Source organism: Duganella paludis (assembly GCF_054461335.1).
In genome coordinates, this window is sequence record NZ_CM136922.1 from 4,050,349 (window position 1) to 4,074,450 (window position 24,102).

General features: G+C 63.2%; 24 protein-coding genes. 20 read left to right on the forward strand and 4 right to left on the reverse strand.

The window, feature by feature from the left end:
* Positions 1–75 precede the first annotated feature (75 nt).
* On the forward strand, positions 76–627 hold the full coding sequence (gene ruvC / locus ACXZ1M_RS17905) for a crossover junction endodeoxyribonuclease RuvC (RefSeq protein ID WP_459048995.1): 552 nt from the start codon (positions 76–78) through the stop codon (positions 625–627).
* Between the two features lie 17 nt (positions 628–644).
* Positions 645–1,223 carry a Holliday junction branch migration protein RuvA gene (ruvA, locus tag ACXZ1M_RS17910; RefSeq protein ID WP_459048996.1) on the forward strand — a complete coding sequence of 193 codons (579 nt, stop codon included), beginning with the start codon at positions 645–647 and terminating at the stop codon, positions 1,221–1,223.
* Between the two features lie 108 nt (positions 1,224–1,331).
* Here ruvA and pdxR read toward each other — a convergent pair whose 3' ends face one another.
* The gene (pdxR, locus tag ACXZ1M_RS17915) at positions 1,332–2,849 is read right to left on the reverse strand and encodes a MocR-like pyridoxine biosynthesis transcription factor PdxR (RefSeq protein WP_459048997.1); all 1,518 of its coding nucleotides are present in this window, start codon (positions 2,847–2,849) and stop codon (positions 1,332–1,334) included.
* A 95-nt stretch (positions 2,850–2,944) separates the two neighbouring features.
* Here pdxR and ACXZ1M_RS17920 point away from each other — a divergent pair, with 95 nt between their 5' ends.
* From ACXZ1M_RS17920 to ACXZ1M_RS17995, 16 genes are all read left to right on the forward strand, one after another.
* Positions 2,945–4,210 carry a 4-aminobutyrate--2-oxoglutarate transaminase gene (locus ACXZ1M_RS17920; protein ID WP_459048998.1) on the forward strand — a complete coding sequence of 422 codons (1,266 nt, stop codon included), beginning with the start codon at positions 2,945–2,947 and terminating at the stop codon, positions 4,208–4,210.
* Between the two features lie 16 nt (positions 4,211–4,226).
* A complete protein-coding gene (gene gabD / locus ACXZ1M_RS17925) occupies positions 4,227–5,681 on the forward strand; it encodes an NADP-dependent succinate-semialdehyde dehydrogenase (RefSeq protein ID WP_459048999.1) in 1,455 nt (484 codons plus the stop codon).
* Positions 5,682–5,781: 100 nt separating this feature from the next.
* Positions 5,782–7,173, forward strand: coding sequence for an NAD(P)/FAD-dependent oxidoreductase (locus tag ACXZ1M_RS17930; RefSeq protein WP_459049000.1), 1,392 nt, complete (start codon positions 5,782–5,784; stop codon positions 7,171–7,173).
* 19 nt (positions 7,174–7,192) lie between these two features.
* Positions 7,193–8,149: an agmatinase gene (speB, locus tag ACXZ1M_RS17935; RefSeq protein WP_459049001.1), complete on the forward strand. Its 957-nt coding sequence runs from the start codon at positions 7,193–7,195 to the stop codon at positions 8,147–8,149.
* Entirely contained in the window at positions 8,146–9,648 is a 1,503-nt protein-coding gene (locus tag ACXZ1M_RS17940; RefSeq protein WP_459049002.1) for an aldehyde dehydrogenase family protein, read from the forward strand. The genes speB and ACXZ1M_RS17940 overlap by 4 nt, the downstream gene beginning before the upstream one ends.
* An 18-nt stretch (positions 9,649–9,666) precedes the next feature.
* Positions 9,667–10,005: a cupin domain-containing protein gene (locus ACXZ1M_RS17945; RefSeq protein ID WP_459049003.1), complete on the forward strand. Its 339-nt coding sequence runs from the start codon at positions 9,667–9,669 to the stop codon at positions 10,003–10,005.
* 49 nt (positions 10,006–10,054) lie between these two features.
* On the forward strand, positions 10,055–11,188 hold the full coding sequence (locus tag ACXZ1M_RS17950) for a polyamine ABC transporter substrate-binding protein (RefSeq protein ID WP_459049004.1): 1,134 nt from the start codon (positions 10,055–10,057) through the stop codon (positions 11,186–11,188).
* A gap of 48 nt (positions 11,189–11,236) precedes the next feature.
* A complete protein-coding gene (locus tag ACXZ1M_RS17955; protein ID WP_459049005.1) occupies positions 11,237–12,358 on the forward strand; it encodes an ABC transporter ATP-binding protein in 1,122 nt (373 codons plus the stop codon).
* Between the two features lie 9 nt (positions 12,359–12,367).
* Positions 12,368–13,258, forward strand: coding sequence for an ABC transporter permease (locus tag ACXZ1M_RS17960; protein WP_459049006.1), 891 nt, complete (start codon positions 12,368–12,370; stop codon positions 13,256–13,258).
* Positions 13,255–14,163 carry an ABC transporter permease gene (locus ACXZ1M_RS17965; protein ID WP_459049007.1) on the forward strand — a complete coding sequence of 303 codons (909 nt, stop codon included), beginning with the start codon at positions 13,255–13,257 and terminating at the stop codon, positions 14,161–14,163. The genes ACXZ1M_RS17960 and ACXZ1M_RS17965 overlap by 4 nt, the downstream gene beginning before the upstream one ends.
* Positions 14,160–15,401, forward strand: coding sequence for a DUF3138 family protein (locus ACXZ1M_RS17970; RefSeq protein WP_459049008.1), 1,242 nt, complete (start codon positions 14,160–14,162; stop codon positions 15,399–15,401). The genes ACXZ1M_RS17965 and ACXZ1M_RS17970 overlap by 4 nt, the downstream gene beginning before the upstream one ends.
* Before the next feature lie 46 nt (positions 15,402–15,447).
* The gene (locus tag ACXZ1M_RS17975) at positions 15,448–16,344 is read left to right on the forward strand and encodes a LysR family transcriptional regulator (RefSeq protein WP_459049009.1); all 897 of its coding nucleotides are present in this window, start codon (positions 15,448–15,450) and stop codon (positions 16,342–16,344) included.
* 112 nt (positions 16,345–16,456) lie between these two features.
* Positions 16,457–17,512, forward strand: coding sequence for a Holliday junction branch migration DNA helicase RuvB (ruvB, locus tag ACXZ1M_RS17980; RefSeq protein ID WP_459049010.1), 1,056 nt, complete (start codon positions 16,457–16,459; stop codon positions 17,510–17,512).
* The gene (locus ACXZ1M_RS17985) at positions 17,512–17,973 is read left to right on the forward strand and encodes a YaiI/YqxD family protein (protein ID WP_459049011.1); all 462 of its coding nucleotides are present in this window, start codon (positions 17,512–17,514) and stop codon (positions 17,971–17,973) included. The genes ruvB and ACXZ1M_RS17985 overlap by 1 nt, the downstream gene beginning before the upstream one ends.
* Complete coding sequence (locus tag ACXZ1M_RS17990) at positions 17,966–18,892, forward strand: LysR family transcriptional regulator (RefSeq protein ID WP_459049012.1); 927 nt, start codon at positions 17,966–17,968, stop codon at positions 18,890–18,892. Before ACXZ1M_RS17985 ends, ACXZ1M_RS17990 begins: the two co-directional genes overlap by 8 nt.
* 90 nt (positions 18,893–18,982) lie before the next feature.
* Positions 18,983–19,732, forward strand: a complete 750-nt coding sequence (locus tag ACXZ1M_RS17995; protein ID WP_459049013.1) for an SDR family oxidoreductase — start codon at positions 18,983–18,985, stop codon at positions 19,730–19,732.
* On the opposite strand, the gene ACXZ1M_RS18000 is transcribed toward ACXZ1M_RS17995, so the two are convergent.
* Complete coding sequence (locus tag ACXZ1M_RS18000; RefSeq protein WP_459049014.1) at positions 19,733–20,719, reverse strand: aldo/keto reductase; 987 nt, start codon at positions 20,717–20,719, stop codon at positions 19,733–19,735.
* Between the two features lie 111 nt (positions 20,720–20,830).
* Between ACXZ1M_RS18000 and ACXZ1M_RS18005 the strand changes: the two genes are divergently transcribed.
* Positions 20,831–21,748 (forward strand): LysR family transcriptional regulator, encoded by a 918-nt coding sequence (locus ACXZ1M_RS18005; RefSeq protein ID WP_459049015.1) that lies wholly within the window; start codon positions 20,831–20,833, stop codon positions 21,746–21,748.
* Here the strand turns inward: ACXZ1M_RS18005 and ACXZ1M_RS18010 are convergent.
* On the reverse strand, positions 21,728–22,120 hold the full coding sequence (locus tag ACXZ1M_RS18010; RefSeq protein WP_459049016.1) for a YbaN family protein: 393 nt from the start codon (positions 22,118–22,120) through the stop codon (positions 21,728–21,730). The genes ACXZ1M_RS18005 and ACXZ1M_RS18010 overlap by 21 nt on opposite strands.
* Before the next feature lie 69 nt (positions 22,121–22,189).
* Here ACXZ1M_RS18010 and ACXZ1M_RS18015 point away from each other — a divergent pair, with 69 nt between their 5' ends.
* Entirely contained in the window at positions 22,190–22,951 is a 762-nt protein-coding gene (locus ACXZ1M_RS18015) for a ThuA domain-containing protein (protein ID WP_459049017.1), read from the forward strand.
* A 4-nt stretch (positions 22,952–22,955) separates the two neighbouring features.
* Here ACXZ1M_RS18015 and ACXZ1M_RS18020 read toward each other — a convergent pair whose 3' ends face one another.
* A complete protein-coding gene (locus ACXZ1M_RS18020; RefSeq protein ID WP_459049018.1) occupies positions 22,956–24,101 on the reverse strand; it encodes an OmpA family protein in 1,146 nt (381 codons plus the stop codon).
* Position 24,102: the final 1 nt, after the last annotated feature.

Genomic DNA, 24,102 nt, shown 5'->3' on the forward strand with positions numbered 1-24,102 from the left:
CGTTTCAGCAACCTCATTGAAAGCTAAAAAGCCCGCAAGCTTGCGGGCTTTTTCTTTACTGCATACAATCCATCAATGATTATTCTCGGCATCGACCCCGGCTTGCGGACTACCGGCTTTGGCGTCATCCACAAGCAGGGCAGCAAGCTGCGCTACATCGCCTCCGGCACCATCAAGAGTGGCGAGGGCGATCTGCCGACGCGGCTCAAGGTGATCCTGGACGGCGTGGGCGAAGTGGCCCGCACCTACAGCCCGGATTGTTCCGCCATCGAACAAGTCTTCGTCAACGTCAATCCCCAATCGACTTTGCTGCTGGGCCAGGCCCGTGGCGCGGCGATCTGCGCGCTGGTGTCGGCCGACCTGAGCGTGGCCGAGTATTCGCCGACGCAAATCAAGCAAGCCGTGGTGGGCACCGGACGCGCAGTGAAATCGCAGATGCAGGACATGGTCGCGCGCCTCTTATCGCTGCCGGGCCTGCCGGGCACCGATGCGGCCGATGCGCTGGGCATCGCCATCTGCCACGCGCACAGCCGCGAAACGCTGGCGATCATCGCCGGCGGCACCAATTCAACCGCGAACGGACCACTGGCCGGCTTGCGCATGCGCCGTGGCCGTTTGGTCGGCTAAACTTTTAAAGGTAAAAAATGATCGGACGTCTTTCCGGTACTCTGCTTGAAAAAAATCCACCGCAACTACTGGTGGACGTTGCTGGCGTCGGCTACGAAGTCGACGTGCCGATGAGCACCTTCTACAACCTGCCAGGCGTGGGCGAGAAAGTGGTGCTGTTCACCCACCAGGCCATCCGCGAAGACGCGCATCTGCTGTTCGGCTTCGGCAATGCCGAAGAGCGGGCGGTGTTCCGCCAGCTGATCAAAATCACCGGCGTGGGTGCGCGCACCGCGCTGTCGATTCTGTCGGGCATGTCGATTCCCGACCTGGCGCAGGCGGTCACGCTGCAAGAGGCTGGCCGCCTGGTCAAAGTGCCGGGCATCGGCAAGAAAACCGCCGAACGCCTGCTGCTGGAACTGAAGGGCAAGCTGGGCGCGGACATCGGCGCCAGCGGCGCACACGCCGTGCCGGACGCGCAATCGGACATCCTCAACGCCCTGCTGGCGCTGGGCTACTCCGACAAGGAAGCCCTGCTGGCCCTGAAAACCGTCCCCGCCGGCGCCACCGTCTCCGACGGCATCAAGCAAGCCCTCAAAGCCCTCTCCAAAGGCTAAAGTCAGGGTCAGCTCTGTCATTTGGACAAGCAGCGCACAAGCTTGATATGGCTCAAGACGTGCGATGCCGCCTATCACTGAAGAAGGTGCTTGAAGTATTGAGATTGCTCAAAGATCATGCGCGCTTGTCCGAATGACAGAGCTGACCCCGAATTTACGGATGACTCGGGCTAGTTCGGCGAACAGGGGCTGGATGCGCTCGGTGGGGACGGCGGCGTAGCCTAGCATTAGGCCGGGGCGGGCTGTTGCTGGCTCTGCGTAGTAGGCGGAGAGCGGGCGTGTCAGGATGCCGCGTGCTTTTGCGGCTAGACTGATGGCGACGTCGTCGGTTCCGGCCGGCAGGCTCAGCGCCAGGTGCAGGCCGGCGTCGCTGCCTGAGATTACCGCCGCGTCACCCAGCTCGATGCGGATCGCCGCTTGCAGGCAGGCCAGCCGCTTCGCGTACAACTGCCGCATCTTGCGCACGTGCGAGGAGAAGTGGCCTTCGTTCATGAAGTCCGCCAGCACCGCATGCAGGAAGCTCTGGCCGTCGCGGAACAGTTCTGCGTTGGCGCGCGCGAAGCGGGAGGCCAGCGCCGGCGGCACCACCATGAAGCCGATGCGCAAGCCAGGAAATAAAGTCTTGCTGAATGTGCCCAGGTAGATCACGCGCTGGTGGTTATCCAAGCCCTGCAGCGACGCCAGCGGCGGACCGCTGTAGCGGAACTCGGAGTCGTAATCATCCTCCACCACCCACACATTGTGCCGCGCCGCGTATTCCAGCAGGAGGCGCCGGCGCGCCAGGCTCATCACCGGCCCCAGCGGGTACTGGTGCGAGGGCGTGACGAAGATGAAACGCGGCGGCGTGCGTAGCGCTTCCTCCGGCATCTGCATCCCTTCCTCGTCCACCGGCAACGGCAGCGGCGTCAGGCCGCTGGAGCGGATCACGTTGCGCGTGCCCCAGTAGCACGGATCTTCCACCCATGCCGTGTCGCCCATCTCGCCCAGCAAGGTCGAAGCCAGTTGAATCGACTGGTGCGTGCCCGATGTCACGATCACCTGCTCGGCCGTACAGTTGACCGCACGCGCCGTGCGCAGATGGCTGGCGATGGCTTCGCGCAGCGGCTGGTAGCCGGCGCCGTCGCCATAGGTCAGCAACCCAGGCGCCACGCGCCGCCAGTGCCGCGCCTGCAATTTGCTCCACACCGCGTTTGGAAACAGCGTGATGTCTGGAATGCCCGGCATGAACGCGCCCCATTGCGCCGAACTGGCGCCGGTGCCCGATAGTAGCCGTTCGCCGCGTCCGCTCAGCGGCGAGGCCGCGCCGGCCGCAGCGGCGGCAACGACTGGCGGCGCGGCGGCCAGGCGCGCCATGTCCGGCTCGGTGTCGGCCACATAGGTGCCGTCTCCAGTGCGCGCCTCCAGATAGCCTTCCGCGATAAGCTGATCGTAGGCGTACGTCACGGTATTGCGCGACACCGCCAGATCCGCCGCCAGTGCGCGCGATGGCGGCACCTGCAAGCCCGGCAAAATCGCTCCGCCCAGGATGCCGTCGCGCAGCAGGCTGTAGAGCTGACGGTTCATCGGCACGGCGCCGCCGCGCTCCAGGTGGGTTTGCAGATAGTCGGAAATCGAGACTTCGCTCATGGAATTGGCTCTATCAAATAAACGGGAATGGATCTATGTCATGAGTCCGCCGTATTTTACAGTGGTCACACTCAAAACACCTACGGGAGACCCAAATGAAGAACGCCGACCTGCAAGTCCGTAAAAACGCCGCTACCCCACGCGGCGTGGGAGTGATGTGCGACTTTTACGCCCAGCGCGCCAAAAACGCCGAGCTGTGGGACGTCGAAGGCCGCCGCTTCATCGATTTCGGCAGCGGCATCGCCGTGCTGAACACCGGCCACTGCCATCCGCGCCTGGTCGCCGCCATCCAGGAGCAATTGCAGCACTTCACCCACACCGCCTACCAGATCGTGCCGTACGAAAGCTATGTCAGCCTGGCCGAGCGTATCAACGCGCTGGCGGCCGGCGACTTCGCCAAGAAAACCGCGCTGTTCTCGACCGGCGCCGAAGCGGTGGAAAACGCCATCAAGATCGCCCGCGCCCACACCGGCCGCAGCGGCGTGATCGCTTTCAGCGGCGGCTTCCACGGCCGCACCATGATGGGCATGGCGCTGACCGGCAAGGTGGTCCCGTATAAAGTCGGCTTCGGTCCCTTCCCTGGTGAGACCTACCACGTGCCGTTCCCGATCGAAGCGCACGGCGTGACCGTGCAGGATGCGCTGGACGGCATCGCCCAGCTGTTCCGCGCCGATATCGATCCCAAGCGCGTCGCCGCCATCATCATCGAGCCGGTGCAAGGCGAGGGCGGTTTCTACATCGCGCCGCCGGAGCTGATGCGCGCGCTGCGCAAGATCTGCGACGAGCACGGCATCCTGCTGATCGCGGACGAAGTGCAAACCGGCTTCGCCCGCACCGGCAAGATGTTCGCCATGCAGCACTACGACGTGGCGCCGGACTTGACCACCATGGCCAAGAGCCTGGCCGGCGGCATGCCGCTGGCAGCCGTCTGCGGCCGCGCAGAGGTGATGGATGCGCCGGCGCCGGGCGGCCTGGGCGGCACTTATGCCGGCAATCCGCTGGCGGTGGCCTCGGCGCACGCCGTGTTGGATGTGATTCACGACGAGAAGTTGCTGGAGCGCTCCAACCGTCTCGGCGACCAGCTGCAAGCCATGCTGGGCGAGATGAAAACCAGCGTGCCGCACATCGCCGACGTGCGCGGCCTCGGCTCGATGGTCGCAGTTGAATTCAACGATCCGTCCACCGGCAAGCCGGACCAGGACTTCACCAAGAAGGTCCAGCGCGTGGCGCTGGAAAAAGGCCTGCTGCTGCTGACCTGCGGCGTGCACGGCAACGTGGTGCGCGTCCTGTTCCCGCTCACCATTGAAGACAACGTCATGACCGAAGCGCTGGCGATCCTGGACGCCGCCCTGCGCGCATAACCTCAAGGAGTTCACCATGCTACAACTGAAAGACAGCAGCCTGCTCAAGCAGCAAGCCTTTATCGACGGCGCCTTTTGCGATGCGCAGGACGGCGCCATTGTGGAAGTGCACAATCCCGCCACCGGCGAATTCCTCGGCACGGTGCCGAAGATGGGTGTGGCCGATACCCAGCGCGCCATCGCCGCCGCCGACCGCGCCTGGGCCGGCTGGAAAGCCAAGACCGCCAAGCAGCGCGCCAATCTGCTGCGCACCTGGTACAACCTGATCATGGCCAACACCGACGACCTGGCCGCGATCATGACGGCCGAGCAGGGCAAGCCGCTGGCCGAAGCCACCGGCGAAATCGCTTACGCCGCATCGTTCATCGAATGGTTTGCGGAAGAAGCCAAGCGCGTGTCCGGCGACACCTTGCCGTCGCCATGGGAAGACCGCCGCATCGTGGTGACCAAGGAAGCGATCGGCGTGTGCGCCGCCATCACGCCGTGGAACTTCCCGGCGGCGATGATCACTCGCAAAGTCGGCCCGGCGCTGGCGGCCGGCTGCCCGATCGTGGTCAAGCCGTCGGAAGCGACGCCGTTCACCGCGCTGGCGCTGGCGGAATTGGCGCAGCGCGCCGGCCTGCCGCAAGGTTTGCTGAACATCGTCACCGGCGACGCCCGCGCCATCGGCGGCGAGCTGTGCGCCAATCCGCTGGTGCGCAAGCTGAGCTTCACCGGCTCCACCGCCGTCGGCAAGCTGCTGATGCAGCAGTGCGCGCCCACAGTCAAGAAAGTTTCACTCGAACTGGGCGGCAACGCGCCTTTCATCGTGTTCGACGATGCCGATCTGGACGCGGCGGTGCAGGGCGCGCTGGCCTCCAAGTTCCGCAACGCCGGCCAGACCTGCGTCTGCGCCAACCGCCTATACGTGCAGGACGGCGTGTACGATGCGTTCGCCGCCAAGCTGGCGGCCGCCGTGGAAGCGCTCAAGGTCGGCAATGGCATGGAGAAGGACGTTACGCAGGGACCGCTGATCGATCAGAAGGCCGTGCGCAAGGTGGAAGAGCACGTGGCCGACGCGCTGGCCAAGGGCGCGCGCCTGGTCACCGGCGGCGCGCGTCACGCGCTGGGCGGCTCCTTCTTCCAGCCGACCGTGCTGGCCGATGTGACGCAGGAGATGCAGGTGGCAAGCGAAGAAACCTTCGGCCCGCTGGCACCGTTGTTCCGTTTCCACACCGAGGCTGAAGTTATTCAGCATGCCAACGCCACCGAATTCGGCCTGGCCAGCTACTTCTACTCGCGTGATATCGGCCGCGTGTGGCGCGTTGCCGAGGCGCTGGAATGTGGCATGGTAGGCGTCAATACCGGCATTATCTCGAATGAAGTGGCGCCGTTTGGCGGGGTCAAGCAGTCCGGCCTGGGACGAGAAGGATCGAAGTACGGCATCGAAGATTACCTGGTGGTGAAGTACATCTGTCTCGGCATCCAGTAATACCTTGGCCGCCATCAATGTTTAGATAGTCACGGCGTTATTTTTCGCTGGTGGCGGCCCGGATAGACTGGATTCACTGGAGACAAAGAAGGACGCCGTGATGTCGGATCATATTAAAAAAAGTTTTAAAGACGTAAAACTGTTTCCCTACTGGCTGGACAACGCAGCCGCCCCCGCAGTGGAACGCGAACTGATCGGTTCCACCACTGCCGACCTGCTGATCGTCGGCGGCGGCTTCACCGGCCTGTGGGCTGCGGTGCAGGCCAAGGAATTGATGCCTCACCTCGATGTGGTCGTGATCGAAGCCGGCAAGGTGGCCTACGGCGCTTCCGGCCGCGCCGGCGGCATCATCTCCACCTCGGTCATGCACGGCCTGCCGAACGCCACCCGCGTATTCCCGAAAGACCTGGACGTCCTGGAACAATTCGGCCACGAGAACCTGGACGGCTTCAAGGCAACCGTGGCGCGCTACGGCATCGACGCCGATCTCGAATGGAACGGCGAAATGACGGTGGCCGTGGAAGACCGCCATGTGCCGCACCTGCAGGAAGACTTCGAGCTGCACAAGCAGCACGGCCACAACGTGGTGATGCTCACCCATGAACAGGCGCAGGAACAACTGGGCTCGCCGTTGTACGCCGGCGCCATGTGGTCGCGCGACCGCAGCGGCATCGTCCATCCGGCCAAGATGGCCTGGGGCCTGAAGGCCGCCGCGCTCAAGCTCGGCGTGCGCCTGTACGAAATGACGCCGCTCACCAAATGGGAAGACTGCGGCGACCACATGATCGTGCACACGCAAGCCGGCCGCATCACCACGCCGCGCGTGCTGCTGGGCACCGGCACCGCCTCTGTCGGCATCCCCGACATCAACCGCCGCGTGATGCAGGTGCGCGACCACGTGCTGGCCACGCAGCCGCTGACCGACGAACAACTGGCCCGCATCGGCTGGAAGAACCGCCAGGGCATCTACGACACGCGCACCCAGCTCAATTACTACCGCCTTACCAAGGACAACCGCATCATCTTCGGCGGCCTGGTCAGCTATCACTTCAAGGGCGACAACAACCCCGCCGCCGACCACGACGAAGCCACCTACTACAAGCTGGGCGAGGTGTTCTACAAAACCTTCCCGCAACTGCGCGACGTCGGCTTCTCACACGCCTGGGGCGGTCCGATCGACTACTGCTCGCGCGGCGCCGTGTTCGCACGTCGCTACTTCAACGAGAAAGTGGTGTACGTGGCCGGCTACACCGGCTTCGGCGTGGCGGGCAGCCGTTTCGGCGCGCTGATGGGCCTGAACATCCTGTTCGACCGCAACACGCCTGAGCGCAAGCTCGACATCTCCACGCAAGGCCCCAACTGGATTCCTCCCGAGCCGCTGCGCTGGGCCGGCGCCAAGATCACCTTCCACGCTTTCGACGGCGCGGACGATCAGGGCGGCTGGAAACGCGCCTGGATCAACGGCATCAAGAAGCTCGGCTTCCCGATGTAACCAATTAGAAAGTAGAGACATGCAAGAACAATTCACCAACAATCAGCCGTTGGGTGGCAACGTCATGCCCCGCAGCGGCGGTATCGCCACCATGATGCGCCTGCCGCACGCGGAAACGGCCAAAGGACTGGACGTTTGTTTCGTCGGCGTGCCGTTCGATCTGGGCACTTCCAACCGCAGCGGCGCGCGCTTCGGCCCGCGCCAGGTGCGCAGCGAATCGTCGCTGCTGCGTCCGTACAACATGGCGACCCGCGCCGCGCCGTTCGATTCGCTGCAAGTGGCGGACATCGGCGACGTCGCCATCAATCCGTACAACCTGGCCGATTCCATAGTCCGCATCGAGCAGGCCTATGACGCCATACTCGAACACGATTGCATCCCGATCTCGCTGGGCGGCGACCACACGATCACCTTGCCGATCCTGCGCGCCATCGCCAAGAAGCACGGCCCGGTGGCGCTGGTGCACGTCGATGCGCACGCCGACGTCAACGACACCATGTTCGGCGAAAAGATCGCTCACGGCACGCCGTTCCGCCGCGCGGTGGAAGAGGGCCTGCTGCAATGCGAATACGTGACCCAGATCGGCCTGCGCGGCACCGGCTACGCGGCCGAGGACTTCGACTGGTGCCGCGAGCAGGGCTTCCACGTGGTGCAGGTTGAGGAATGTTGGAACCGCTCGCTGGCGCCGCTGGCGGAGCAGATCGCGGCGCGCGTGGGTGACCGTCCGGTCTACCTGACCTTCGACGTCGATGGCATCGATCCGGCCTTCGCACCGGGCACCGGCACGCCGGAAATCGGCGGCCTGAGCGTGTCGCAGGGCCTGGAACTGATACGCGGCCTGCGCGGCCTGAACGTCGTCGGCGCCGATGTGGTGGAAGTGGCGCCGCCCTACGACAACGCCGGCGTGACATCGTTGCTGGCGGCCAACCTGGCGTTCGAAATGCTGTGCGTGCTGCCTGGAGTGAAATACCGATGAAAACCTACGACTACCCAACCGCGCCCGCCGACTTGGCCGCCGCACTGGCCAGCGGCGCCGCGCTGGTGCTGCCCGGCGCGCTGATCGCCGGCTCGTTCGAGTCCGGCCGTGGCGAGCAACACATCGTCCTGAACCCGGCCACCGGCGGCGCGATCTGCGAGTTCAATGCCGCCACCACCACGCAGGTAGAACGCGCCGTGCAGGCCGCGCATCAAGCGCTGCCGGGCTGGAAGACGCGCAACCGCCTGGAGCGCGCCCGCGTGCTGCGCGCCATCGCCGACCGTATCGAGGAAGCGCACGACACGCTGGCCGCGCTGCAAGTGGTCAACAACGGCAAGCCGTCCGGCGAGGCGGATCTCGATGTGCTGGACGTGATCAACACCTTCCGTTACTACGGCGACCTGTGCGCCACCATGAAGAACCTGCAAGCGGACGAACTGGACATCGGCGTCACCAGCTACAGCGCGCAAATGCATTACGAAGCCTGCGGCGTGGCCGGCCTGATCGTGCCGTGGAACTTCCCCATGGTTACCACTGCCTGGAAAGTGGCGGCGGCATTGGCGGCCGGCTGCACCATCGTGCTCAAGCCGAGCGAGCTGACGCCGGTGGCGGAGCTGGCGCTGGCCAGCCTGATCCACGAAGCCGGCTTGCCGCCGGGCGTGCTGAACCTGGTGTTCGGCGCCGCCGACACCGGCCGCGCGCTGGTGCAACATCCGGGCGTGGCGAAAGTGTCGTTCACCGGCAGCACCGAAACCGGCAGCGCCGTGATGCGCGACTGCGCCCAGCGCATTGCTCGCGTCAGTCTGGAGCTGGGCGGCAAGTCGGCGTTGATCGTGTGTTCCGACGCCAATTTGCAACTGGCGGTGGACCTGGCCATCGGCGGCGCGTTCTGCAACGCCGGCCAGATGTGCTCCGCCACCTCGCGCATTCTGGTGCACGACAGCGTGTACGCGGCCTTCATGCAGCGCATGCAGGAAGCGGTGGCGGCCATCAAGGTCGGCGGCCCGCAGCATGCCGGCGCCAACATGGGACCGATCATCAGCGCGCGCCAGCAGGAGAAGGTGCAGTCCTTCATCCAACAAGCGCGCGAGGATGGCTTGAAGCCTGCCGCCGTCGGCAGCCTGCCGGATGACGCCAGCCACGGCTACTTCGTGGCGCCGCACCTGTATGCCGACGTGCCGCTCAGCCATCCGCTATGGAACGAGGAAATCTTCGGCCCGGTGGCGTGCGTGCGCCGCTTCAGCACCAACGAACAGGCCGTGCAAATCGCCAACCAGAGCGAGTACGGCCTGGTCGCCACCGTGGTGACCGAAGACAGCGCGGCGGCCGCCGCCATGTCGGACGCGCTGCAAACGGGACTGGTGTGGATCAACACGCCGCAAATCATTTTCCCCGGCACGTCCTGGGGAGGATTCAAGCGCAGCGGCATCGGCCGCGAGCTGGGCGTCGCCGGTGTGCGCGCCTACCAAGAAATGAAACAAATTTTAAAAAACGCCTAAACAAATCGGGAGAGCATCATGACTAAAACGGTAGCAGACATCATCGCCATCAACGGCGGCATCGCACAATTCCAGAAACTGGACTACGGCATGGACGAAGCCGACTGGCGCGCCAGCAGCGGCAGCAACAGCGCCTACGGCGTCGGCCTGTGGGAAGGCAAACCGGGCGAAGTGGAATTTCCGGCCATGCCGTATGACGAGGCATGCTGGATCATCGAAGGCCAGGTGGCATTGATCGACGAGCAGGGCGGCCGCAAGGAATTCGGCGCCGGCCAGGGCTACATCTTGCCCAAGGGTTTCGCCGGCCGCTGGATCACGCTGTCGGAAGCGAAGAAGTTCTACGTGACGCTGGAATAACGCCGTCGCCTAACGCTGTTTGCTCGAAATACCCACCAGGAGACACCCAATGGAAGCGAAGCAATCGAACACCCCCCGACGTAACGCATGGCGCACCGTCATGCTGGCCGCAACGACGGCGCTGGCGCTGACCGGCGTTGCGCGGGCGGATGAAGAAAAAGTCCTCAATATCTACAACTGGGCCGAGTACATCGCGCCGGAAGTCATCACCAACTTCGAGAAGGAAACCGGTATCAAGGTGCGTTACGACATCTTCGATACCAACGAAGTACTGCACGCCAAGCTGGTCGGCGGCAAGACCGGTTATGACATCGTGGTGCCGTCCTCCACCTGGGCCAAGATGCAGATCGCCGGCGGCCTGATGCAGAAGGTCGAGAAGGGCCTGCTGCCCAACCTGAAGAACCTGGACCCGGTGATCCAGGCGCAGATGGCGCAGGTCGATCCGGGTAACAACTACCTGGTGAGCTGGCTGTGGGGCTTCACCACGGTTGGCATCAACGTCGACAAGGTCAAGGCTGCGCTGGGCAATACGCCGATGCCGGAGAATGCTTGGGATCTGGTGTTCAAGCCGGAGTATGTATCCAAGCTGAAATCCTGCGGTGTCTCGATTCTCGATTCCGCTTCCGAACTGTTCCCCGCCGCCCTGCATGCCATGGGCAAGAATCCTTACAGCAAAAGTCCGGCCGACTATCAGGAAGCCTACACCCACCTGCAACAGATCCGTCCTTACGTGACGCTGTTCTCCACCACCGGCTACATCAACGACATGGCCAACGGTTCGATCTGCGTGGCGGTGGGGTGGTCCGGCGACTTCAACGTAGCCCGCCAACGCGCCATCGACAACAAGACCGGCCAGCGCATCGAAGCACTGATCCCGCGCAACGGCGGCATCCTGACCTTCGAATCGATGGCGATTCCGGCCGACGCGCCGCATCCACAAAATGCCCACTTGTGGATGAACTACATCCTGCGTCCGGAAGTGCATGCGGCCATCACCAACAAGGTGTTGTACGCCAACGCCAACAAGGAATCGCTGAAGTTCGTCAAGCCGCAGCTGGTGCAGAACAAGACCGTGTTCCTCGATGCTGAAGACACCAAACGCATGATCGCGCCCGACGCCGTCGGCGCCGACGTTCGTCGCACCGTCACCCGCCTGTACACCAAGTTCAAGACCGGCATTTAAACGCCACCGTCGTCCCCGCGCAAGCGGGGATCCATGAGGAGAATTTTTATGGCTGCAATAAGCCAGGGCAGTGCTTTGCCCAACGATGAACAATTCCTGTCGATCAAAGGCATTTCCAAGGTCTTCGACAACGGCACGACGGCGGTGAACAACATCAGCCTGAAGGTAAAAAAGGGCGAGATCTTCGCCCTGCTGGGCAGCTCCGGCTGCGGCAAGTCGACCTTGCTGCGCATGTTGGCCGGCTTCGAATCGCCAAGCTCCGGCAGCATCCGCCTGGCCGGCAAGGACATCACCGCGCTGCCGCCGTACGAGCGGCCGATCAACATGATGTTCCAGTCCTACGCGCTGTTCCCGCACATGACGGTGTGGGACAACGTGGCCTTCGGCCTGCGCCGCGACGGCATGCCGGCCAAGCAGATCGCCGAGCTGGTCGAGCAGAACTTGCGTCTGGTGCAGCTGGAAAAATTCGCCACCCGCAAGCCGCACCAATTGTCCGGCGGCCAGCAGCAGCGCGTGGCGCTGGCCCGTTCGCTGGCCAAGCGTCCTCAACTGCTGTTGCTGGACGAACCGCTCGGTGCGCTCGACAAGAAGCTGCGGGAGCAAACCCAACTGGAACTGGTGAACATCATCCAGCGCGTCGGCGTCACCTGTGTGATGGTCACCCACGACCAGGAAGAAGCCATGACCATGGCCTCGCGCATCGCCATCATGAGCGAAGGCCAGTTCCTGCAAGTGGGCACGCCGGAAGACATCTACGAATCGCCGAACTGCCGTTTCGTGGCCGACTTCATCGGCAGCGTCAACCTGCTGGAAGGCACGGTGGTGGAAGACCATGCCGACCACACGGTGATCGATACCCAGAGCGGCCCGATCTACGTCGGTCGCGGCGTGGCGGCGCCGCGCGGCACGCAAGCCGGCGTGGCGCTGCGGCCCGAGAAGATTTCCATCTCGCGCCAGCCGGTCGCCAAGGACTACAACACCATGGCCGGCGCGGTCGAGGAGCTGTCCTACTACGGCAACCTGACCGTGTTCCATGTGCGCCTGAACGACGGCCAGCGCATCAAGGTCACACACCTGAACCATTACCGCCATGACGACCTCGGCTTCAACGCGGGTGACCAGGTGTATCTGCACTGGAGCGACGACGCCATGGTCGTCGTGACGCGCTAAGGAGGCTCTATGCTCACTCAACGTTTGCAACGCCTCCGAAGCGAGGCCGGCCGCCGGCTGGTGCTCGGCGTGCCGTATTCCTGGCTGCTGCTGATGACGGCCATTCCGGCCCTGATCATCCTGCAGTTCAGCATTTCGCAGCTCGATGTGGCCACGCTGACGCGGCCATGGTCGATGGTGGAGGGCGTGCTGAATATCCGCATCGACCTGAACAAGTATTTGTTCTTGTTCACCGATTCGCTGTACATCGCCGCCTATCTGTCTTCGCTCAAGTACGCGCTGCTCAACACGGTGCTGTGCCTGGGCATCGCCTATCCCTTCGCCTACTTCATGGCGCGCTCGCCGGAATCGGTGCGGCCGTCGCTGTTGATGGCGGTGATGCTGCCGTTCTGGACGTCCTTCCTGGTGCGCATCTATTCCTGGAAAGGGCTGCTGGCCGCCAACGGCGTGTTCAACAATGTCTTGATCAGTGTGGGCGTGATTCATGAACCGCTGCATCTGCTGAACACGCCGTTCTCGCTGACGCTGGGCATGGTCTACACCTATTTGCCGTTCATGATTCTGCCGCTGTACACCACGCTGGCCAAGCTGGATGGCCGTTTGCTGGAAGCGGCGCTCGACCTCGGCGCCACGCCGTGGCAAGCGTTCTGGCGCATCACCGTGCCGTTGTCGGTCAACGGCATTGTGGCCGGTTCGATGCTGGTGTTCATTCCATCGATCGGCGAGTACGTGATTCCCGAGCTGCTGGGTGGCCCGGAAACGCTGATGATCGGCCGCGTGCTGTGGGATGAATTTTTCGGTAATAACGACTGGGCCATGGCCTCGGCCGTTGCCGCCGTGATGATCCTGCTGATCCTTGGCCCAATGGCGATCTTCAATAAATACCAGAGGGCGAAATGATGACGAAATGGTTTTCCCGTGGCTGGATGAGCGCGGTCTACATCTTCCTCTACCTGCCCATCGTGTCACTGGTGGTGTTTTCCTTTAACGAATCCACGCTGGTGACGGTGTGGTCGCAGTTCTCGTTCAAGTGGTATCAGGCGCTGGTGCACGACCAGGAGCTGATCGACGGCCTGCTGCTGTCGCTGCGCATCGCCTTCCTGTGCGCGCTGTCGTCGGTGGTGTTGGGCACGATGGCGGCGATGGTGGTGGTGCGCTACAAGAAGTTCCGTGGCCGCATGCTGTTCGAGAGCATGTTGAACATGCCGTTGGTGATGCCGGAAGTAATCATGGCGCTGTCCGTGATGCTGCTGCTGGTGATGGTGCAAGATCTGACCGGCCTGGGCGGGCGCGACATGAAGACCATCCTGCTCGGTCATACCCAGTTGGGTATGGCGTATGCGGCGGTGGTGATCATGTCGCGGCTGCGCGAGCTGGACATCTCGCTGGAAGAGGCAGCGCAGGATCTGGGCGCGCGTCCGCTGGCGGTGTTCTGGCATGTGACCTTGCCGCTGATCGTGCCGTCGCTGATTTCGGCCTTCCTGCTGACCTTTACGCTGTCGTTTGACGATGTGGTGATTTCCGCCTTCCTGGCCGGTCCCGGTGCGACCACTTTGCCGGTGGTGATTTTCTCGCGCGCCAAGTTCGGCCTGAATCCGAACGTCAACGCCGCCGCAGCCGCCACCATCTTCGTGGTGACTGCCTGCGTGATCCTGTCCGCCTTTTACGAAGCACGGCTGCGCCGTCGCCGCCTGCGCGAATCGCGCCAGCGTGATGTGCAGCCTGCGGCGGAGGCCATCAAGCCGCCCGTCAAACCAATTACCCCATCTGTCGAACAAAAACATACCATCAAGGAGGAGTCATGAAACGCAATCATCTGGCTATGGCCATCGTCTGCGCACTGCCGTTGCTGGCCGCGGCTCAGGACAAGAGCGACGTCGAACAACTGCGCGCCGACATCGCCCGTCTGCAAGTGAAGCTGGACGCCATGGAAACGGCGCACACCGACTCCGGTTTCTCGGGCCTGAAGATCAGCGGCATGATCGATCCGACCTTCATCGCCAGCGGCAACCGCCGCAGCGCCGGTTTCAATTTCCTGAATAATTTCGATGGCGCCGACCGCAGCGCGGCCGGGCAGGATTCGACCTACGCCTTCGACAATTCCTTCTTCGGCATGGCGCTGCTGCAGTTCGACAAGGAGATGGAGAACGGCACCAAGTTCAAGCTGCAACTGGTGCCGCACAAGAGCGCCAGTTCGGCCATGAACCTGAACTCCATCATTCACGAAGCGACGGTCACCATTCCATTGGAAGACAAGAATGTGCGTGTGCTGGCCGGCCAGTTTGCCGACTTCACCGGCTATGAGTACTTCCTGTCGCACCAGACCAAGCTAGTGACGCACAACCTGCTGTTCGACTTCACGCAGCCGAGCTACTACGTGGGCGCCGGCGTGGAAACGGTGGTCGATGCCTGGACCACCAAGGTGCTGGTGGCGAATATGAACAAATCCAGCCATGCCGACCGCGCGCACGATCCGATGCTGGTGTTCCGCACGGACTACCTGAATTCGGAATTCAGCGGCTTCGGCATCACCGGCCAGTTCGGCAAGTACTTCGGCCAGCGCCTGAGCATGCTGTCGAGCGACGCTTACTACACGCGCGGCGCCTGGTCGCTGAACGGCCAGGTCAACGTCGGCCAGTGGCGCAATATGGCTTTCAACGGCGGCGATGCGCGCTGGGCCGGTGTGTCGCTGCAATCGGCATACAAAGTCACGCCGCGTCTTGAACTGGTGGCGCGCGGCGATTATCTGAAGAACGACAAGAACGGCGGCGGCACCATTGCCACCGTGTTCAGCGAGGATGCGGGCGATTACCGCAACGGCCTGGGTCCATCGCCGGAAGCCTTGGCGGCGGCGGACACGCTGCGCGGCGCCAACCGCTCGGCGCTGACGCTGGGCGGCAACTACGCCTGGAACGAGAACGTGGTGTTCAAGTTCGAAGCCCGCTATGACCGCGCGAACCAGAACGTGTTCCTGAAACCGGACACCGACCAGTATCGGAAAGGCAATTCGTTGTTTGCGACGTCATTAGTTGCAACCTTCTAAGCATAAGAATTGACGCCCGCGACGCCGCTGAATGACAATGCAGTCCATGCTGACCAATCTATCCGATCTCGACCTCAGGTTGATCCGTGTGTTCCTCGCCGTGGTGGACGCGGGCGGCCTGTCGCTGGCGCAGGCGGTGCTGAATGTGAACCAGTCCACCATCAGCACCCAGCTCTCCACCCTGGAGGCCCGGCTGGGCTTCCGGTTGTGCGAGCGGGGACGCAGCGGCTTCCGTCTCACGCCCAAGGGCGAACGCTTCGCCCAGGCGGCGCGGCGTATGCTGGACGTGGTCAATGACTTTTGCGAGGAAGCGCGCAATATCGAGAAAAAGCTCAGCGGCTCGCTGCGCGTCGGCTTGATCGGCCATACCGACCCGGAACAGAACGCCAAGCTGGGACAGGCGATTTCCGCTTTCCGCAAGCGTGACGAGGCGGTGCGCTTCCATATCTTCAACCGCGCACCGAACGAGCTGGAAGAGCAGATGCTGGCCGGCGAGCTGGATCTGGGCATCGGCTATTTCTGGCATCAACTGCCGGAGTTGGAGTATGTGCCGCTGTATGTGGAGAAGCAGATTGCGTATTGCGGCCAGGGCCACTCGCTGTTCGGCACGGCCGACCAGATCAGCGCGCCCGATGTGGGCAACTACGAGTGGATAGGGCGCAGCTATCCGGTGCCGGAGTTTGAGTCGCGCTTCGGGCAGAAGAACTATGGCGCGCGGGCGGACAATATGGAGGCTGTGGCCATCCTGCTGATGTCCGGGCGCTATTGCGGCTTCCTGCCGTCGCACTTTGCCGAGCCGTATGTGCGGCAAGGGCTGTTGCAGGCGTTGAATGAGGAGGAGCTGTCCTACCGCGTGACCATCCACACCTGCACGCGCCGCGCCAGCCGCCGCAGCGACATCATCGAGGCTTTCATGAGCGATCTGCGCGCTATCATGCAATAGCGCGTCGTGCCCGCGCAGGCGGGCATCCATACTGAGTTGGCGGCTCCTGCTCCGCATGGGCTCCCGCGTGCGCGGGAGCGACGGGGCGGGTCAGGCAGGGTAAAATGGCGCTATGAGCATCCAGACCGACAACTTTACCGAACAACGCATCATCGATGCCGCGCCGTCCTCTCCGAATGAAGAGGCGATCGAGCGCGCCTTGCGCCCCAAGCATCTCGATGAATATGTCGGGCAGTCCAAGATCCGCGACCAGCTGGAAATCTTCATTGCCGCCGCCCGCAACCGCAAGGAAGCGCTGGATCATACCTTGCTGTTCGGTCCTCCCGGTCTCGGTAAAACCACGCTGGCCAACATCATCGCGCGCGAAATGGGCGTCAACCTGCGCCAAACTTCCGGCCCGGTGCTGGAGCGTCCGGGCGACCTGGCCGCCATCCTGACCAACCTGGAAGCCAACGACGTCCTGTTCATCGACGAAATCCATCGCCTGTCTCCAGTCGTGGAAGAGATTTTGTACCCGGCGCTGGAGGATTACCAGATCGACATCATGATCGGTGAAGGTCCGGCCGCGCGCTCGGTCAAACTGGACCTGCAACCATTCACGCTGGTCGGCGCCACCACCCGCGCCGGCATGTTGACCAATCCGCTGCGCGACCGCTTCGGCATTGTCGCCCGCCTGGAGTTCTACAATACCTCCGAGTTGACGCAGATCGTCACCCGCAGCGCTGCGCTGCTGAAAGCCGTCATCGATCCGGAAGGCGCACACGAAATCGCCCGCCGAGCGCGCGGCACGCCGCGTATCGCCAACCGCCTGCTGCGCCGCGTGCGCGATTACGCCGAAGTGAAGAGCAACGGCGAAATCACCAAGGCCACGGCCGATGCGGCGCTGGTCATGCTGGACGTCGACACCGTGGGCTTCGACGTCATGGACCGCAAGCTGCTGGAAGCGGTGCTGTACAAATTCGGCGGCGGCCCGGTCGGCATCGGCAATTTGGCGGCGGCCATCGGCGAAGCGGCCGACACCATTGAAGACGTGCTGGAACCGTACCTTATCCAGCAAGGCTTCCTGCAACGCACGCCGCGTGGCCGCGTCGCTACGCCGGCCGCGTACAAGCACTTCGGCGTGACGCCGCCGCGCACCAATCCCAACGGCGAACTGTGGGATCTGTGATGCAGATCTGGGTCGATGCCGACGCTTGTCCTGCGGTCGTTAAAGAAATCCTCTACCGCGTGGCGGACCGTGTGCAGATGCAGGTGACGCTGGTGGCCAACCAGCTGCTGCGCGTGCCGCCGTCGCGCTTTATACGCTCGGTGCAAGTGCCGTCCGGCGCCGACGTGGCGGACCAGGAAATCGTGCGCCTGCTGGAGCCGGGCGATCTGGTGATCACCGGCGACATTCCGCTGGCCTCCGACGTGTTGAAGAAGGGCGGCTTCGCCCTCAACCCGCGCGGCGAGTTCTACACCAACGATAACATCGCGCAAATGCTGACCATGCGCGCCTTCATGGACGAGCTGCGCGGCAGCGGCGTCGACACCGGCGGCCCGGCCGCCTTCAGCCAGTCCGACCGCCAGAGCTTCGCCAACAGCCTGGACCGGCATCTGGCCAAGCACAAACGCGCCAACAATGGATGAACTGCGCGCCATCTCGACCTTTATCAAGGCCGCCGAACTAGGCAGCTTCAACAAGGTCGCGGAGGCGCAGGGCACTACACCGCAAGCCGTCAGCAAGACCATCCGCCAGTTTGAACAACACCTCGGCGTGCGCCTGTTCCACCGCACCACACGCAACAGCTCGCTGACCGAGGAAGGCCAGCGCCTGCTGGAGTCCATCAAGCCCAGCATGGACGGCGTGATCGGTGCACTGGCCCGCGCCCGCAGCGCCGCGCGCGAAGATGAGGGCACGATACGCGTCGCCGCCTCAGGCTCCATGGGCCGCCGCATCCTGATGCCTTTGTTGGCCGAGTTCCAGCTGAAATATCCCAACATCCAGATCGACCTGATCCAGGAAGACGGCTTCAGCGACCTGGTGCATGACCGCATCGACGTCGGCTTCCGGGGCGGTAACGCGCCCGACGCGCAGATCGTCAGCCGCCGCTTGTTCCCGGTGCAGCAGATCGTTTGCGCCGCGCCGTCCTACCTGGAACGCCACGGTGCGCCGCTCACCTTACAGGATCTGCAGTTGCACCGCTGCACCGCCTATCGCCAGCCCGGCAGCGGGCGGCCGATGGCGTGGGAATTCGAGATCGATGGCGACACCGTGTTCCACCACGTCACGCCTGTCCTGCTCAGCAACGATCCGGATACGGAGATGCACGCCGTGCTGGCCGGTATCGGCATCGGCCAGATCGACAGCATCAACGCCACCGCCGCCATCCGTGCCGGGCTGCTGAAACCGCTGCTGACCGATTACGTCAGCGAGCGCATGGGCTTTTACCTGTACTTCCCGCAGCGGACCGACATGCCGGGGCGCGTGCGGCACTTCATCGACTTCATCGTCGAGCGCCTGCTCGATAGCGAGGAGTTCTGTATCAACTTTAAGTTGTCACTGTAACGGCTTATTGCCACTACTTTGGTTGTGGTTGCGAGCCTATAGTTCACCTGTCGCCGGCACTTCCGGCATTAACCAAACAGGAGAACTACCATGAACAATCGCGTTGCTGTTATTACCGGTGCTTCGAGCGGCATCGGCCTTTCCACTGCAAAACTGCTGGCTGCACGTGGCGCCAAAGTCGCGCTGCTGGCGCGTCGTAAAGAGGTGCTGGACCGGGCCGTGGAAGAAATCCGCGCTGCCGGCGGCGAAGCCTTGGCGCTGGAAGTGGATGTGACCGACCAAGCCTCGGTCGATGCGGCCGCCGCTGCGGTGGAAGCGGCCTACGGCCCGGCCAATCTGGTCTTCAACAACGCCGGCGTGATGCTGCCGGGCGCCATCGAAGCGCGCGAGACCGCCGCCTGGGAACACCAGATCGACCTCAACGTCACCGGCGTGATGCGCGTGATTTCGGCCTTCGTGCCGCAGCTGGTCAAGCGCGCGGAGCAGGGCGATACGGTGGACTTGATCAATACCTCGTCGATCGCCGCGCAGAATATTTATCCCTACTTCGCGGTCTACAGCGGCACCAAGGCTTACGTCAGCCACCTGAGCCGCCACCTGCGCGCCGAGCTGGGCCCGAAGAACATCCGCGTGTCACTGATCGAACCGGGCATCACCGAGACCGAGCTGCAAGGCCACTGGACCTTCCAGGGCGCCAAGGAGTGGATCGCCGGCGCGGCCCAGAGCATGGAGTTCCTGCAGCCGCAGGACGTGGCCGAAGTGGTCGGCTTCCTGGCCGACCAGCCCAAGCACGTGAACCTGCAGCAGGTGGTGGTGATGCCGACCAAGCAGGCTAGCTAATCACCAGCTGTGATGGACGTACTGCGCGATGCGCTTGGCGTAGATATCGCGCAGTGCGGCCATGGTCTCTTCCGACAGCGCCGGTGCATCGCTGGCGCGGCTGTTGGACTGGGCCTGCTGGGCGTTGCGCGCGCCGGGAATCACGGTGCTGACGGCGTCTTCCATCAAAATCCAGCGCAGCGCGAATTCGGCCATGGACTGCTGTTCCGGCACCAGGCGACGGATTTCCTCCACCACTTCCAGCGCCACGTCGTATGGCACGCCGGAGAAGGTCTCGCCCTTGTCGAACGCTTCGCCGTTGCGGTTGAAGGCGCGGTGGTCGTCGGCCGCGAAGGCGGTGCCGGCATTCATCTTCCCGGTCAGCAGGCCCGACGCCAGCGGCACGCGCGCGATGACGCCGACCTGGCGCTTTTTCGCCTCCGCGAAAAACAGGTCGGCAGGACGCTGGCGGAAGATGTTGTAGATGATCTGGATCGACTGCACGTTGGGGAATTCGATGGCCTTCAGCGCTTCCTCGACTTTTTCAACCGACACGCCGTAGTGACGGATCTTGCCGGCGGTGACCAGGTCGTCCATGAAGCCGAACACTTCCTGCTGGTAGTAGACGGCCGGCGGCGGGCAGTGCAATTGAATCAGGTCCAGGCAGTCGGTCTGAAGGTTGACCAGCGAGCGTTCGACGAAAGCCGTCAGGGTCTCGCGGGTGAAGCCTTCGGCCACGTGTGGCGACACGCGGCGGCCCAGCTTGGTTGCAACGTAGGGCTTCTCGCCGCCGCGTTCCTTCAGCACCTCGGCGATCAACTGTTCCGAGCGGCCGTCGCCGTAGACATCGGCGGTATCGATGAAGGTGGTGCCAGCGTCCAGCGACGCGTGCAGCGCGGCCTTGGCGTCGTCCTTGGAGACGTCGCCCCAGGCGCCGCCGATGGCCCAGGCACCGAAGCCGATTTCCGATACGGTTTTGCCGGTGCGGCCGAATGTTCTCTGCTTCATCTTAGTCTCGCCTTGCGTGTGTATAAAGTCAGCAGTTATAACAAGCTTCGCGCGCGCGTGGTAGGATTTAAAGATGATTCATATTCATCGTTAGATTGAGTCGCATTCATCATGTCCATATTCGACCGGGTCGACCTGACCGACTTGCGGGTGTTCCTCACCATCATGCGTACCGGCAGTTTCAAGGGCGCGGCGATCCAGCTCGGTTTGACGCCGTCGGCGGTAAGCCATGCCATGCGCCGGCTGGAGGAGCGGCTTGCCGTCAAGCTGTTGAACCGTTCCAGCCGGGCCGTCTCGGCGACCGATGTCGGCCGCGACCTGGCGCAGCGCCTGGAGCTCGGCTTTGACAAGATCGGCGACGCCCTGGCCGAACTTGATGCGCCGGGCAGCGGCCGCTACGGCGAACTGCGCATCAATGTGTTTTCCGATGCGGCCCACCTGCTGATCGCGCCGGCCATGCCGGAGTTCGCGCGCGCGTGCCCGGAGGTGCGGCTGACGGTGGTGGTCGAGGACCGGCCGATCGACATCGTGGCCGAGGGCTACGATGCCGGCATCCGCTACGGCCACTACGTGCCGGAAGACATGATCGCCGTGCCGCTGAGCGGCGCGCTGCGCTGGGTGATCGCCGCCGCGCCTTCCTACCTGAAGCAGCATCCGCCGCTCACGCATACGGACGACTTGGCCAGTCACACTTGTTTGCAGTTGCTGCTCGGGGATAATTCAAGCTACAAATGGGAGCTGGGCCGTGGCCGGGCGAAAACGCGCATCCGCGTGCCCGGCGCCATCACCATCAACGACACCGCCACCACGATTGCCGCCGCCAAGGCCGGCATGGGGCTGGCGTATCTGCTGGAGCAGCGCATTGCCGCCGAATTGGAGGAGGGTAGCCTGCGCATCGTGCTGCCGGAGTACGCCGCCAAGGGCGAGCCCTTCCACATGTACTACAGCAGCCGGCGCCACAATCATCCCGCGTTGCGCACGCTGATGAACATCATCCGCACCCAGCAGTCACTCGCCCGGCTTCGGTAGCGATTTCGGCTGGATAGGCATCGTGGGAACGAAGCGCGTCAGGTAAATGGTGACGCAGCAGCCGACCGTCACGATCAGCAGGCGCGCCCACAGGTGGTCGGTGCGCCAGATCGAATAGCTCATCGAACCCCACATGAAGATCAGAATCCACACCTTGCCGCGCAGCGGGATGCCGCTGCCGTTTTCGTAGTCGCGCAGGTATTTGCCGAACACACGGTTGGTGCGCAGCATATTGTGCAGGCGCGGCGAGGCGCGGGCAAAGCAGGCCGAGGCCAGCAGCAGGAACGGCGTGGTCGGCAGCAACGGCAAAAAGATGCCCAGCACGCCCAGGAATACCGACAGCAAACCGATGAAGTTGAGAATTATTTTCATTTAGCCAAATCGTATCACCTTGGGTTAGACTATGACGAAATGTTAGCGCTAACTTAAATGGAGGAGACAATGAAAAAAATCATGCTGGCCGCCGTGGCCGGCTTAGTGATGGCGTCCAACGCCTGGGCCGATACGCAGTACAAGATCCTGGTGCTGGCCATGCCGAGCAAATACCACTACGAATACATTCCGATTGCGCGCGAAAGCTTCGAGCGTCTGGGCAAGCTGCACGCGTTCGAGATGACGTACACCAACAAGCCGGAAGTGTTCGACGGCGACCTCAAGCAGTACGCCGCCGTGATGTTCCTGAACACGCCGCCAGAGGAGCTGAACGAAGCGCGCCGCAAGAAGTTCGAGGACTACATGAAGGGCGGCGGCAACGCCATGCTGGTGCACCGCTCGCTGATTATTCCGGCCAACACGTGGGTCTGGTATGAAAAGCTGATCGGCCGCCACACCGGCGTCCATCCCATGCTGCAAACGGGCGTGGCCGACGTGGTCGACAAAAAACACCCGGCCACGTTCGGCTTGCCTGACCACTGGATCTGGAGCGATGAATGGTATGTGTTCGACGATCCGTACAAGATCAAGATCAACCCGGTGCTGAACGTCGATGAGAGCAGCTACGACCCGACCAAGATCTGGCCGGGGCAGGTGTCTTACGGCATGGGCAAGGAGCATCCGGTGAGCTGGTATCACTACGTGGAGAAGGGCCGCGTATTCGTTACGGCTCTCGGTCACGATGGGAATATGTACAAGGACCCGCAGTACATGGCGCATTTGATGGGTGGCATCTACTGGACTGCCACCGGCAAAGGCATGAAACAGTAGCGGCTTATTTCCGGACGTCGCGTGTGCCGACCACTTCGACGGTCACGCGGCGATTCCTGGCGCGGCCCTCGGCTGTGGTGTTGTCGGCCAACGGCTGGGTCTCACCCTTGCCTTCGGTGTAGACGCGCGAGGTGTCCACCCCTTTGCTCACCAGATAGGCCTTGACCGCTTCGGCACGGCGCAGCGACAGTTTCTGGTTGTAGTCGTTGGAGCCGACCGAGTCGGTATGGCCGACCGTCACCATCACCTCGGTGTTCATGCCTTGCAGTTTGAGCAGCAGCTCATCCAGCGCCGCCTTGCCATCCGGCTTGACGGCCGACTTGTCGAAATCGAACAGCGTTTCAGCGGCGAACGAGATCTTTTCCGAAGTCGGCTCCGGCGCTTTCGGCGGCGGTGGCGGTGGCATCGGCGCCGCTACCGGCGGCGGTGCGGGCTGCGCCACCGGCGGCGGCACATAGACCGGTGCGCTGTGGGCAGGTCGACCAAGTTTATACACCAGGCCGACCGACAGCAGATCGACGTCGCCGCGATTGCCGATGGCGTCGTTGACGCGATAGCGCTCGACCTCGCCGCGCAGCGCCAGGGCTTCGGTCAGTTTGTATTCCAGCCCCAGGCCGGCCTTGGCGTTGAGCTTCCGCTCGCTATGGTTGGGACCGGTCACCGCCAGCAGGCGATTGCCGCTGAAATGGGTGCTGGCCTTGGCGTAGTTGGCGCCTACCCGGCCCAATACCGACAGCCGCTCGCTCAGTGGCAACTGCGCCAGCAGGTCGAGGTTGGCCCCACGGAAACCGGCCTCGCCGTTGAAGGCGCCGTTGCCCGAGGTGGTGGCGTTGAAATTGAATTTGCCGAGGTCGAAGTAGCCGAACTCCAGCGCCAGATAGCGGTTCAGTTGTTTGCCGACGAACAGCTTGTAGCCGGTGTCGCGTTCGTCCTTGCCGAAGGCGCTGACGGTGGCGCCGTTGGCGCTCAGGCTGCTGCGCAGGCGCTGCTCGTCGATGGTGGCGCGCGCGCGGCCGACGCCGGCGCCGACGTACCAGGCGCTGTTGGCCCAGTCCGGATTGATGAAGGGTTCTTCCGCGTGCGCCAGTTGTATGGCGAGCATGGCGCAGGTGAGCGCGCTCAGTGTTCCGAGTGTCTTGGCGATAGTCATG